Source organism: Hanstruepera ponticola (genome assembly GCF_002940745.1).
Classification (GTDB): domain Bacteria; phylum Bacteroidota; class Bacteroidia; order Flavobacteriales; family Flavobacteriaceae; genus Hanstruepera; species Hanstruepera ponticola.
Genome location: NZ_POTB01000003.1, coordinates 41,194 through 53,972, shown reverse-complemented (window position 1 = coordinate 53,972; position 12,779 = coordinate 41,194). Strand labels below are relative to the sequence as shown.

The 12,779-nt window shown below is 34.0% G+C and carries 13 protein-coding genes; 7 read left to right on the top strand and 6 right to left on the bottom strand.

Going from position 1 to position 12,779, the window contains the following annotated elements; all coding sequences use genetic code 11:
- The first annotated feature begins 31 nt into the window (after window positions 1-31).
- Complete coding sequence (locus tag C1S72_RS13225) at window positions 32-1,102, top strand: branched-chain amino acid aminotransferase (RefSeq protein ID WP_104736213.1); 1,071 nt, start codon at window positions 32-34, stop codon at window positions 1,100-1,102.
- A 28-nt stretch (window positions 1,103-1,130) separates the two neighbouring features.
- On the opposite strand, the gene C1S72_RS13220 is transcribed toward C1S72_RS13225, so the two are convergent.
- Complete coding sequence (locus tag C1S72_RS13220) at window positions 1,131-1,517, bottom strand: pyrophosphohydrolase domain-containing protein (protein WP_104736212.1); 387 nt, start codon at window positions 1,515-1,517, stop codon at window positions 1,131-1,133.
- A gap of 335 nt (window positions 1,518-1,852) precedes the next feature.
- Here C1S72_RS13220 and C1S72_RS13210 point away from each other — a divergent pair, with 335 nt between their 5' ends.
- The gene (locus tag C1S72_RS13210; protein WP_104736210.1) at window positions 1,853-2,872 is read left to right on the top strand and encodes an SRPBCC family protein; all 1,020 of its coding nucleotides are present in this window, start codon (window positions 1,853-1,855) and stop codon (window positions 2,870-2,872) included.
- Window positions 2,872-3,243: a fluoride efflux transporter CrcB gene (gene crcB, locus C1S72_RS13205; protein ID WP_104736209.1), complete on the top strand. Its 372-nt coding sequence runs from the start codon at window positions 2,872-2,874 to the stop codon at window positions 3,241-3,243. Before C1S72_RS13210 ends, crcB begins: the two co-directional genes overlap by 1 nt.
- Here the strand turns inward: crcB and C1S72_RS13200 are convergent.
- Window positions 3,240-3,842 (bottom strand): DUF1684 domain-containing protein, encoded by a 603-nt coding sequence (locus C1S72_RS13200; RefSeq protein WP_104736208.1) that lies wholly within the window; start codon window positions 3,840-3,842, stop codon window positions 3,240-3,242. The genes crcB and C1S72_RS13200 overlap by 4 nt on opposite strands.
- 229 nt (window positions 3,843-4,071) lie before the next feature.
- Here C1S72_RS13200 and C1S72_RS13195 point away from each other — a divergent pair, with 229 nt between their 5' ends.
- Both C1S72_RS13195 and C1S72_RS13190 read left to right on the top strand, forming a co-directional pair.
- Window positions 4,072-5,289: an MDR family MFS transporter gene (locus C1S72_RS13195; RefSeq protein ID WP_104736207.1), complete on the top strand. Its 1,218-nt coding sequence runs from the start codon at window positions 4,072-4,074 to the stop codon at window positions 5,287-5,289.
- Window positions 5,282-5,782 (top strand): hypothetical protein, encoded by a 501-nt coding sequence (locus C1S72_RS13190; protein ID WP_104736206.1) that lies wholly within the window; start codon window positions 5,282-5,284, stop codon window positions 5,780-5,782. Before C1S72_RS13195 ends, C1S72_RS13190 begins: the two co-directional genes overlap by 8 nt.
- A 2-nt stretch (window positions 5,783-5,784) precedes the next feature.
- On the opposite strand, the gene C1S72_RS13185 is transcribed toward C1S72_RS13190, so the two are convergent.
- The gene (locus C1S72_RS13185) at window positions 5,785-6,228 is read right to left on the bottom strand and encodes an Lrp/AsnC family transcriptional regulator (protein ID WP_104736205.1); all 444 of its coding nucleotides are present in this window, start codon (window positions 6,226-6,228) and stop codon (window positions 5,785-5,787) included.
- Between the two features lie 119 nt (window positions 6,229-6,347).
- Between C1S72_RS13185 and C1S72_RS13180 the strand changes: the two genes are divergently transcribed.
- Window positions 6,348-6,743, top strand: a complete 396-nt coding sequence (locus C1S72_RS13180) for a hypothetical protein (RefSeq protein WP_104736204.1) — start codon at window positions 6,348-6,350, stop codon at window positions 6,741-6,743.
- Between the two features lie 2 nt (window positions 6,744-6,745).
- Here C1S72_RS13180 and C1S72_RS13175 read toward each other — a convergent pair whose 3' ends face one another.
- Together C1S72_RS13175 and C1S72_RS13170 are read right to left on the bottom strand one after the other, a co-directional pair.
- On the bottom strand, window positions 6,746-7,699 hold the full coding sequence (locus tag C1S72_RS13175; protein ID WP_104736203.1) for an alpha/beta hydrolase family protein: 954 nt from the start codon (window positions 7,697-7,699) through the stop codon (window positions 6,746-6,748).
- 30 nt (window positions 7,700-7,729) lie between these two features.
- Window positions 7,730-11,176: a methylmalonyl-CoA mutase family protein gene (locus tag C1S72_RS13170; RefSeq protein WP_104736202.1), complete on the bottom strand. Its 3,447-nt coding sequence runs from the start codon at window positions 11,174-11,176 to the stop codon at window positions 7,730-7,732.
- Window positions 11,177-11,462: 286 nt separating this feature from the next.
- Here C1S72_RS13170 and C1S72_RS13165 point away from each other — a divergent pair, with 286 nt between their 5' ends.
- Window positions 11,463-12,170, top strand: a complete 708-nt coding sequence (locus C1S72_RS13165) for a DUF4197 domain-containing protein (protein WP_104736201.1) — start codon at window positions 11,463-11,465, stop codon at window positions 12,168-12,170.
- Between the two features lie 17 nt (window positions 12,171-12,187).
- Here C1S72_RS13165 and C1S72_RS13160 read toward each other — a convergent pair whose 3' ends face one another.
- Window positions 12,188-12,688 carry a hypothetical protein gene (locus tag C1S72_RS13160; RefSeq protein WP_104736200.1) on the bottom strand — a complete coding sequence of 167 codons (501 nt, stop codon included), beginning with the start codon at window positions 12,686-12,688 and terminating at the stop codon, window positions 12,188-12,190.
- Window positions 12,689-12,779: the final 91 nt, after the last annotated feature.

The window sequence follows — 12,779 nt, the reverse complement described above, 5'->3', positions numbered from 1 at the left end:
ACTTTTGCATGACCAAAAAAACAGAATTATAATGATGGAAACAGACCTTTACGAAATCGATATAGTAAAAGCAGAAAAGAGTAAAATTCAAGATGTAGATTTTGAAAACATTAATTTTGGACGTGTGTTCACTGACCATATGTTTACTTGTGATTTTGTTGATGGCAAATGGCAACAACCTAAAATAATGCCATATCAAGTCATGACTATTGACCCTTCGGCTCGCGTATTCCATTACGGACAAGCAGTTTTTGAAGGCATGAAAGCCTATAAGGACGATAATGGTGAGGTGTTTTTATTTCGTCCTGAAGACAACCATAGCCGTATAAATAAATCAGCAGCTAGATTAGCAATTCCTGAATTTCCAAAAGCATATTTTATGAACGGTTTAACTACTTTGTTAAATCTAGATAAGGATTGGGTTAAACCTGGTGTAGGCAATTCGTTATACATTAGACCATTTGTAATTGCTACAGATTCTGCCATTGCAGCAGCACCATCTAGTAATTACAGATTTATGATTATTTGCTCACCAGCAAAAGCTTATTATACAGGTACTGTACGTGTATTAATTGCTGAAAAATACAGTCGTTCTGCTGATGGTGGCGTTGGATTTGCCAAAGCTGCTGGAAATTATGCAGCACAGTTTTATCCAACAAGTCTGGCTCAAAAAAGTGGTTTCCAACAAATTATTTGGACAGATGCTAACTCACATGAGTATTTAGAAGAAGCTGGAACGATGAATATCTTTTTCAGAATCAATAATACCTTAATTACTGCTCCTACTAGTGACAGGATTCTTGATGGTATTACAAGAAAAAGTGTGATTCAATTAGCTAAAGACAACAATATTGATATAGAGGTTAGACGTATTAGCGTTAGTGAAATTAAGGAGGCTGCTCATAATGGTTCGTTAAAAGAAATTTTTGGAACAGGCACTGCTGCAGTTATTAGTCCCGTTTCCGCATTTGAACATGCTGGAGAAACATTTGAGATTCCTAATTTAGATGACAGCTTTGCATCATTATTTAAAAAGCAATTATTAGAAATACAACATAATCTACTGGAAGATAAACACAATTGGAGATATTCAGTTAAATAAAAAAAAGCAGCCAGTTGGCTGCTTTTTTTTATTTGTTCAGTATGGATTCTATATGCGGTTTAAAATAGTTAGGGCCTTTTAAAACTTTCCCGTCCTCTCTGTAAATTGGCTCACCATCTTCGCCCAATTTACTCATATTGCTGCGCTGAATTTCATTAAAAACGTCTTCAATTTTATGTTGCAAACCATGTTCAATGATGGTTCCGCATAATATGTAAAGCATATCTCCCAAAGCATCAGCAACCTCAACCAAGTCATTGTTGTTTGCAGCTTCAAGGTATTCTTCGTTTTCCTCACGCATTAATTTATAACGTAACATGTTTTTTTCCAATCCTAAATCTGCTTTAGGCGTCTCCCGATGACCAATTTTAAAGGCTGTATGGAAAGCTTTGACCGCTTCTATTTTTTCTTTCATTAATTAATTATTTTTCATTTCCACAAATATGGAAATCTCGTTCTATTATTCATAAATTTGCATAAAATTAAGTATATGTTTACAAAAGGTCAATTAGTTTTTGGAATTTTATTTGCCATAGCTTTTATAGGCGTCCTCATTTATGCCTACAGAAAAGACACAAAGCTCCATAAAAAATATTACAAAGGCAGTATTTGGGTATTGTTGGCCTTTATTTCATTTATCCTTTTCATAGTAGCAATTAAGTGGCTTTTCCAATAAAATAACTATTTGGTCCGTCATTCATTATCTTTATAATTTGATTATATTTGATAAACACTACAACTTACCAAATAATGAAAGCATTAAAGTATCTTCTATTTCTCATACTCATTTTAGCTATTGGTTTTTCCATTTATATTGCTGTTCAACCAAACTCTTTTGAAGTTGAGCGCTCCAGAACAATCAAAGCACCTGCAGCTGTTATTTATAACAATGTTATAGATTTTAAAAATTGGGAAGCTTGGTCTTCGTGGGTCGAAAAAGATCCCGAAACAGTTATTACTTTAAACGATAGCACTGTTGGTGTTGGCGGCTCCTATTCATGGGTAGATTCACACGGAAATGGTAGGATGAAAACAATATCCGCAAATCCGAATCAAACCATTGAACAGGAATTACAGTTTGAAGATTTTGATCCTTCCAAAGTAACTTGGAAATTTGAACCAACTGATGAGGGAACTAACGTCACTTGGAAAATGAGCAGTGATAATATTCCGTTTCTTTTTAAAGCAGGAGCCATATTTGAGGGCGGCTTTGACAATATGATTGGCCCTGATTATGAACGTAGTTTAGAAAAACTTGATAGTATTGTTGTGGCATCTATGATGAAATATTCTATAAAAATAGATGGTATTGCCAATCATGGTGGCGGTTATTATATTTACAACACAACATCCTGCAAAATGGATGATCTTAAAAATAAAATGACTGAAATGCTTCCTAAAATTAGCAATTATGCCAAAAAAAATCGAATTGCTATGGCAGGAGCTCCATTTGTTAACTATCATAAATGGGATGAGGAAAACAATGCAGTGATTTTTTCGTGTTGCATACCTACAACCATGCAGGTTATAACCACAGAAAATGACATTTTAACAGGTCAATTAGAGCCTTTTAAAGCGGTTAGAACAACTCTAAAAGGAGATTACGAAAACCTAAAAGAGGCTTGGGATGAAACGTTTAAGTATATTGAAAATTATCAATTAGTTCCTACTGAAACTGGCCCTATGTTAGAAGTATATTTAACCAATCCAGAGTCCAAACCAAATCCAGCCGATTGGATTACTGAAATTTATGTTGCCATAAAAGAATAATGAAAAGTCTTTTATTAGTATTTATTGGCGGTGGCGTTGGGAGTGCGCTTCGATATCTTATTGGTAAATGGCTTAACAGTCCTGATACTGGTATTCCATACGGAACGTTTGCTGCTAATATTTTAGGTAGTTTACTTATCGGTATTATTTTGGGCCTTGCAGCAAAAAACAATTCGCTCAACTCAAACCAGACACTGTTATTAGCTACAGGTTTTTGTGGTGGTTTTACAACATTTTCAACATTTGCTTATGAAAACCATGTTTTATTAAAGTCTGGTGATTTTACAAGTTTTGCAGTTTATACTATTGCCAGTTTTATTGTAGGTTTTTTAGCCGTTTTTTTGGGGCTATATATAATCAAATGGCTTTAATGCTTATGGAATGCTTTTACGCCAGCTTTTACTTCTGCATCTAAATAGTTTACCCTTGGAACTATAGGACATGAATATTTTTCATTGTAAGCACAATATGGGTTGTATGCCGTATTAAAATCTATTAAAATAGTATCATCATTTGGAATCCTAGCTTCCACATATCTCCCACCTGAATAACTCTCCTCACCATTGGTATTATCTAAAAACGGTAAGAACAAATAATCTTCATATCCTGGCTTTTCTAACAAATCCAGATTTTGATAAATATTAAGCTCGTGCTGATTCCCTTTCAAATCAAAAGTAATGACACCATACTTGACATAATTGGCCAACCGTTCTGTTGTTGTTTTCATTTTAAAAGGTTTTTCATCTGGAGTTCTTTTTAGTTTTGCTTTTACAACATAAGCAGAGTCAAACTTAAAAAAATCAAGGCCTTTAAAATCTTTTCTATCTCTATCTTTTAATGGCGATTTTGTGGCGTCTTTAAAATCAGCATTCATTTGACGCTGCCAATCTGTTTCACCTAAAAGAGGCTCTTTATCTTGAGCACATGTTAAAGTAGAAATCGCTAAAAAAAGTAAAAGTATGTGTTTCATTGTGATATTTTTTCATTTCAAAAATACAACTTAAAGTTTTTTTACCTAGTTTTGGGTATCATTTAGAAAAAATTATGCAAAACTGTATCGTGAAATATACGCAAAGACAAACCTCTTGGGAAAGAAGTTGGACACGCTATATATTATGATGATATAAACATATAATTAAACAATATAGAAAAGTCCGACGATAACGTCGGACTTTTTATTTTTATAACAATCAATCAAAATGAAAAAACTTTATTTTAACTATCTAGACACATTTAAAGGTCTCTCAAAAGAAATCTGGTGGCTCGCCCTTATCACACTTATTAATAGAGCTGGCACCATGGTTATACCCTTTTTGTCTTTATATCTCACCGAAGATTTACATTTTGAACCCAAAGATGTCGGTTGGATTATGACAGCCTTTGGTTTAGGTTCATTTGTAGGATCCTGGCTTGGCGGTAAATTGACTGATAAAATTGGCTACTATAAAGTCATGGTTAGAAGTCTTTTAACAACAGGATTGCTCTTTATTGGTTTACAGTTTTTAAACACTTTTGCATCGCTGTGCTTGGGTATATTTTTAGTAATGCTTGTTGCCGATATGTTTCGTCCTGCTATGTTTGTGGCTTTAAGCGCATACAGTAAACCGGAAAATAAAACACGTAGTGTAACGCTTATTCGTCTAGCAATAAATCTCGGGTTTTCTGCTGGACCTGCGGTTGGCGGACTCATTATAACGACTATGAGTTATAGTGGTTTGTTTTGGGTAGATGGCATCACCTGTATATTGGCAACATTACTGTTAATTCAAGTGCTACATCCAAAAAAAGCAAAGCCATTAGATACGGTCATTAATGAAAATCCGGAATCAGCATATAAAGACAAAGCTTTCTGGATATTCTTGGTATCAATGACCCTGTTTGGAATTATATTTTTGCAATATTTTTCTACAATGCCCATATATTATAAAGATGTACACAAGCTTACTGAATTGGAGATTGGTTTACTACTTGGATTAAACGGTGCATTTATTTTCCTATTAGAAATGCCTCTTATAAAATGGCTAGAAAATATTAAAATATCAAAAGCTGCACTCATGCTCATTGGCGCATTTTTAACGGCTATGAGTTTTTTGGTGTTGAATATGACGCCTTGGATTGGTATCTTACTCATAGGCATGTTATTTATGACTGTAGGAGAAATGATTGCCTTTCCTTTTTCTAATGCTTTTGCGATGGAACGTGCCAAAAAAGGAAATCAGGGTGAGTACATGGCACTCTATACCATTTCATTTTCCATTGCTCATATTTTTGGTCACAATGCTGGCATGCAGTTGGTTGATAATATTGGTTTTGATAATACGTGGTACATTATGACTGGGCTTGGTATGATTTGTGCTTTGTTATTATGGATATTAAAGCGATATTTAAAAGCTAAAAATGAATTAAGTTATGGATAGACCTTGGGAAAATCTACCAATATTTCAAAAAGCCGAAAGTATCAGAACACTCGTTGATTCCATTGTTGAAATTACTATGGAATCAGAGATGTTCTTTGAAACTGAAGAAGATGGCAAAATGATAGATGACAGTATAAACTATCTTGTCGATAACTCATTGGCTATTCCGTCGAACATTGTAGAAGCTTCCGACGAAGATGTTTTTTACGATATTAAAATGGAACATGCAGCCATAATTAGAAAGGCTGCTAAAGATATATTAACCGATTTATCAACTTTAGAGCATTTTGGATTTAAAGACATCGAATATTTAGAAGTATTACGAAATGAGATGGAAGAATTCAGAGTTTTATTTGCTGAATGGGTAAAAACATTTGACCCCTGGAATTATACTATTGATCGTTGGGGTTTGTTTAATCCGCCCGGAATCGATTTTGACGATTATGATCCTGATGATGATATCCCATTGAATGGTGATGATGATGATGATTAAACTTATTTCATAGGCTTAACTGGATTATGCTTAATAACATGAGATAATACAATTTGTGTTTTAGTTTCGCCATAAACAATCAATTGATCAATAAAAGCTTCTAGGTGTTTTTGGTTTTTTAAAACAACTTCCATTACTATATTTTCATTACCGGTAATTCGGTAGCAATTAATAACCTCATCATAGGTTTTTACCTTATCTAAAAATGGTTTCAACATACCCATAAAAGCTCGAATAGTTATTAAAGCTTTTAGCTGATACCCTGCTTCAAATGGGGAAACTGTGGTATGATAATCTTGAATAATCCCTAGGTCTTCCATTTTCTTTATCCGTTCAGAAACTGCAGGTGAGCTAATACCAACTTGACGTCCAATTTCAGCATTGGATAAGCGTGCGTTCTGTTGTAAGCATTTCAAAATCTTCCAGTTAAGCGAGTCTATACTCATTTTTAAAGTAATTAAATTAAAATAACTTAATAATTAAATCAAATATACAATTTTACCTAAATAACGAAAGTAAAATACCATTTCTTGTCACTAATTTTGGTAAAATTGCTATTAGAAACATGTTACCAAATATTCCATCAAATCTGTACTACTTGCCTATTTATCAAAAGGCTATAGATATCATTACACTTTCTCGAAGTATTTCGACGTATTTAAATCAAGATTTATCAGCCTTATTACAAGATGGTTCAGAGGATAATCACATCTATTTTTCAGGTGATATTGTACAACAATCAGTGTCTTTAGCCCCTGAAATTGTTAAAGCAGAACAAGAACGCTTTTCTGACAAAAAATATAAGCACATAGCTTCAATAAAACGACTCACATATTTACTCAACAAAAATATTAAACGTTTAGAGCAGTGTAATAGCAATGGTAAAGATTATCTACCACTATTAAACTCTGAATTAAAAAAATTTAAAAAATTACAACGTAGCTGGATGTTAACGTTGTAGCACTATCTACCATGAGGTTCCATATTGGGTAGCGCATTCAAATCACGAACATAATAATCAAAGTGACGTTTCATTTCATAAAACATATCGTTACGAAACTCACGAATACCATGATCGGCTCCTTCAAATAAAATAAAACGTGTTGGATGTTTTTCTTTATAAAGCTTTTCAACTAATTCCATAGATTCTTCAGGTAACACACGCCAATCTGCACTACCATGCATAATTAAAAGTGGTGTAGTTTTACAAATGGCGTCTGCCCAATAAACTGCAGATCGCGCTTTTAATTCTGATTCTTTTTTGTCCCAATAATTAGGAATAAGTTCAGCATATACACGCTTTTCCATTTCTGGTCTACTCTCGATGTTTGCAAATGAATTTGCCGCACCAGCAGTAACTGCAGCCCCTTTAAATTCACAACTTTCTTTCAGTGCTAAATAAGTCATCATACCTCCTCTACTGCCTCCTTGAATCCCAATTCTATTCGTATCTGCATTTGGAATTTCTTTTAAGGTGTTTACTAAATTTAAAACATCGTTCACATCTTTTCCACCAAATTCTTCCATGCCGTCACCTCCATCATTACCTCTATATTGACTAGCAATAACTACATATCCCCAAGTTGCCATTTTACCTAAAAAATAGGCTACACTTATTTCAGACCACTGCCCAAAATCACGATTTCCACCACGATTGGAAACAATGCATGGAAACAAACCTTTGGATTTTGGTTCAACTAAATAGGCTGTAACTTTTAGACCATCTGATAAATATTTAATCTTGTAAAAATTAAGCTCACCTAATTTTTCCGCCAAATCAGCATCAAAAGTACTGATGCGATTGACAATGCTATCTGAAATAAGAAAAGTTTCCTTATTAACAATTTTACCGTCTTGGGAATAGGAATGAGAATTAAAGCATAAAACGAGTAGTAATGCCAAAAGATATCTATACATCGAACCTTGATAAATTGATTTTTTTACAATTTACATATTTCTACGATACTGACCACCAACTTCAAACAACGCTTCTGTAATCTGACCTAATGAGCACACTTTACACACATCCATTAAGGCTTCAAAAATATTCTGATTGTTAATGGCTTTCATTTGTAAATTTTTCAATAGTTCAGTAGTGTTATTACCTTTATGAAGATTTTCTAACGTTTTTATCTGATATTCTTTTTCCTCTTCGGTAGCACGTATGACTTCTGCCGGCTGAACCGTTGGTGAACCTTTAGAGCTTAAGAATGTATTTACACCAATAATTGGGAATTCTCCATTGTGCTTTAAGGTTTCGTAATACAAACTCTCTTCCTGTATCTTACTACGTTGATACATGGTTTCCATAGCACCTAAAACACCTCCACGTTCCGTAATTCTATCAAATTCTGCTAAAACAGCTTCTTCAACCAAGTCCGTTAATTCTTCAATTATAAATGAGCCTTGAATCGGGTTTTCGTTTTTAGCTAAACCTAATTCTTTATTTATAATAAGTTGAATAGCCATAGCACGACGTACACTTTCTTCAGTTGGCGTAGTAATGGCTTCATCATAGGCATTGGTGTGCAATGAATTACAGTTATCGTAAATGGCATACAATGCTTGAAGTGTTGTACGTATATCGTTAAAGTCAATTTCTTGCGCGTGTAAGCTACGTCCAGATGTTTGAATATGATATTTCAACATTTGCGCACGTGGATTGGCACCATACTTATTTTTTAAAGCTTTTGCCCAAATTTTTCTCGCCACACGACCAATCACCGCATATTCTGGATCGATTCCGTTTGAGAAGAAAAAGGATAGGTTGGGACCAAAAGCGTTAATGTCCATTCCTCGTGATAAATAATACTCAACATACGTAAATCCGTTTGCCAACGTGAATGCTAACTGTGAAATAGGATTGGCTCCTGCTTCAGCAATGTGATAACCTGAAATAGAAACTGAGTAAAAGTTTCTCACATTATTTTCAATAAAATATTCCTGAACATCACCCATTAAGCGCAAGGCAAATTCTGTTGAAAAAATACAAGTGTTTTGAGCCTGGTCTTCTTTTAAAATATCAGCTTGAACGGTTCCTCGAACTTGAGAAATAGTTTTAGTTTTTATGTCGTTGTAAACAGTTTCAGGTAAGACTTGATCGCCTGTTACACCTAATAACATTAACCCTAAACCGTCATTACCTTCTGGTAAATCACCATTGTATTTTGGTCTGTCAACACCTTTATCTTTATAAATTTTTTCAATCTTGGCTTCAACTTCATTTTCTAATCCATTTTCCTTAATATAAATCTCACATTGTTGGTCTATAGCTGCATTCATAAAGAAGCCGAGTAACATAGGTGCTGGTCCATTAATGGTCATACTTACAGATGTCATAACATGTGCAAGGTTGAAACCAGAATAGAGTTTTTTAGCATCATCTAAACAACAAATACTAACACCTGCATTTCCAATTTTTCCATAAATATCTGGACGATAATCTGGATCATTTCCATATAACGTTACGCTATCAAAAGCAGTAGATAAACGTTTAGCCGGCATACCTTGACTCACGTAATGGAATCGTTTGTTGGTACGTTCAGGACCACCTTCGCCTGCAAACATTCTAGCAGGATCTTCACCAGTACGCTTAAATGGATACAAACCAGAAGTGTACGGAAACTCACCGGGCACGTTTTCTTGTAATGTCCAACGTAAAATATCGCCCCAAGCTTGATATTTTGGCAACGCTACTTTAGGAATCTGTGTATGTGATAAGGACTCCGTATGCGTTTCGATTTTGATTTCTTTATCCCTTACTTTGAAAGAATATATTGGATTCTTGTATTTATTAACTTTTTCGTCCCAACCAGTAATAACCTCCCAGTTATAAGGATCAAGATTTAATTTTACACGATCGAATTCTTTAATCAATAATCTTAAAAAATCTTTAGAATTGTCATCCTGAACTTGGTTCAGGATCTCATCTTCATTTAATCCAACTTTGCTTAAAAAAGACGTCTCGACTGCGCTCGACGTGACATTCGCCACAGAATTAATCGTTTTATAAATACCGTAAAGTTTTTGTGCTACCTCAACTTGTTCATTAGCCGTCTTATCATAAGCGCGATTATTTTCGGCTATTTCAGACAAATAGCGTGTTCGAGCTGGTGGAATAACGAAAATCTTTTCGCTCATTTCATTAGAAATATGAAACGTAGATTTTAAATCAGCATCTGTTTTCTCAACTAATTTATCCATAACCGCTTTATAAAGCGTGTTCATTCCTGGATCGTTAAATTGAGAAGCAATAGTTCCAAAAACAGGTAATTGATCTTGAGGTGTATCCCAAAGATTATTGTTACGCATATATTGCTTTTTCACATCACGTAAGGCATCTAAAGATCCACGTTTATCGAATTTGTTTATTGCGACTAAATCAGCAAAGTCTAACATATCAATTTTTTCCAACTGTGTTGCCGCTCCAAACTCTGGAGTCATAACATACAGTGATAAATCTGAATGCTCTATAATTTCGGTATCAGATTGGCCAATACCTGATGTTTCTAAAATAATTAAATCGAATTCTGCTGCCTTTAAAACTTCAACAGCTTCATTCACATATTTTGATAAGGCTAAATTAGATTGACGAGTTGCCAAACTGCGCATGTAAACACGAGGTGAATTAATAGCATTCATACGAATTCTATCACCTAAAAGAGCTCCTCCTGTTTTACGTTTTGATGGGTCAACAGAAACTAATCCAACTGTTTTCCCTGGAAAATCAATTAAAAAACGTCGAACTAGTTCATCGACTAAAGACGATTTACCAGCACCACCAGTACCAGTAATTCCTAAAACAGGGGTTACTGAATTCTTATTCTTTTTATGAATTTCGTCTAAAGCATCTTTCGCAACCTCAGGAAAATTTTCAGCAGAAGAAATAACACGAGCAATATCTCTTGGATTTTTATTCGCTAGGGTTTTTACCTCGCCATTTAGAGAGTCACCAATAGCAAAATCAGATTGCTCAACCAAATCATTAATCATACCCTGTAATCCCATTTCACGGCCATCATCAGGTGAATAGATACGGTCAATTCCGTAATCCATAAGTTCTTTGATTTCTGAAGGTAAAATAACACCACCTCCACCACCGAAGATTTTTATATGACCAGCACCCTTTTCTTTTAAAAGGTCATGCATGTATTTAAAATACTCATTATGTCCGCCTTGATATGATGTTAAACAAATAGCATTAGCATCTTCTTGAATAGCTGTATTAACAACTTCTTCTACACTTCTATCATGACCTAAATGAATAACCTCAACACCAGTTGCTTGAATAATACGGCGCATAATATTAATTGAGGCATCGTGACCATCAAATAAGGATGCTGCTGTTACGATTCTGACTTTATGTTTTGGCTTATATGGTGCTACTTGTTTCATGAATTATCGATATGATTTTTTAGTGCGGTAAAATTACGAAATATTCAAAAATATTGTGTTGTTTTTAATAATTATCTAACAGTCCAAGACTCAAAAAGACTGCCTACATTTGGAAAACGGAAATCTAATTATTTAATGTTTCAAAAAACAAATATAGATTCAAGATTTGAATGAAATTTCAATTTTTCTTATAACAGACTCACTTAAGAATGAAGTTTAGGCACAATAATTGAACCGGTTTCATAAGAATACATTTATCTTTGTTTAATATAAAAAATACTATCCCATGTATAAAAAACTAATTGCCCTAATTTGTATTGTTTCAATGACATCATGTTCAGAATTACAGCAAGTTATTAATGAATTACCTGAAAATACTACTGGTGTGAGTAACCTAGAAATAGCTTCTGGATTACGAGAAGCGCTTGACCAAGGTATAGACAAACAAGTGAGCAAATTGACTCAAACTGATGGGTATTATAAAAATGAATTAGTCAAAATACTTCTGCCTGAAGAACTCCAAAAAGTTGATAAAGCATTAAGAGATATTGGTTTAGGTAATTTAGCAGATGAGGGTCTTAAGGTTTTAAACAGAGCTGCTGAAGATGCTGTTGGAGAAGCAACACCTATTTTTGTAGATGCCGTTAAAGGAATTACATTTAATGATGCAAAAAATATTCTCCTTGGCGATGATAAAGCCGCTACAACCTACCTAGAAAGTAGAACACAGACTAGTCTTTATAATAAATTTCATCCAGTAATTAATAATTCATTTGCAAAAGTTGGAGCTGATGATATTTGGGCTAATTTAATTAATAGATACAATGCTATTCCGTTTACTAACAACGTGAATCCGGATTTGACAGATTATGTAACACAAGAAGCACTTGAAGGTGTTTACAAAATGATTGCTGTTGAGGAAAAAGAAATTAGAACCAAACTATCATCTAGAACTACTGATTTATTACGTAAAGTTTTTGCTTTACAGGATTAAGTGGTTAGTCAACAAAATTACTTCTTAACATACAATCCATCAAAGGCAACGGTTACATCTTTACCATTAGTAATGGTTTCCCAGTATTGATGAACAGAACCGTCATCATTGAGAGTCCACGTTACACGATGGTAAAAAGTTTCACCATTTTTGTTTTTTTCATCATCGGTTTGCATAATCATTTGATTACCTTTTCGTTCACCTTTTAAATGCAATGTACCTCCCATATTATCAACCCAAATTTGCTCCCATTGTTTGGTTTTATAATTGTAGAAATTATTACTCGTTCCTGTAACTTTACCATTAGCACTCTTCCAGTTTTCTTGTAGTAAACAATTATTCTGACTTTTGGTAATAGTATTGGTTCCTGCTTTAGAGCCATCAGGATTTGTAACTTGCCACTCACCTACCCAAAAATCAAAATCAGCATGTTTTTCGGTACAACACACACATGAATTCGTTTGAGCATTAAGCATTGTAGAAAAAGTTAACAGTAAAAATAATAGAGTTGCTTTCATAATATTTTATGTTGAGTTAATAAATTTATTAAATGAATCTTAATAATACGCTAATATTAACATAACATTAGTTGTGTAAAAAAGTCTCATC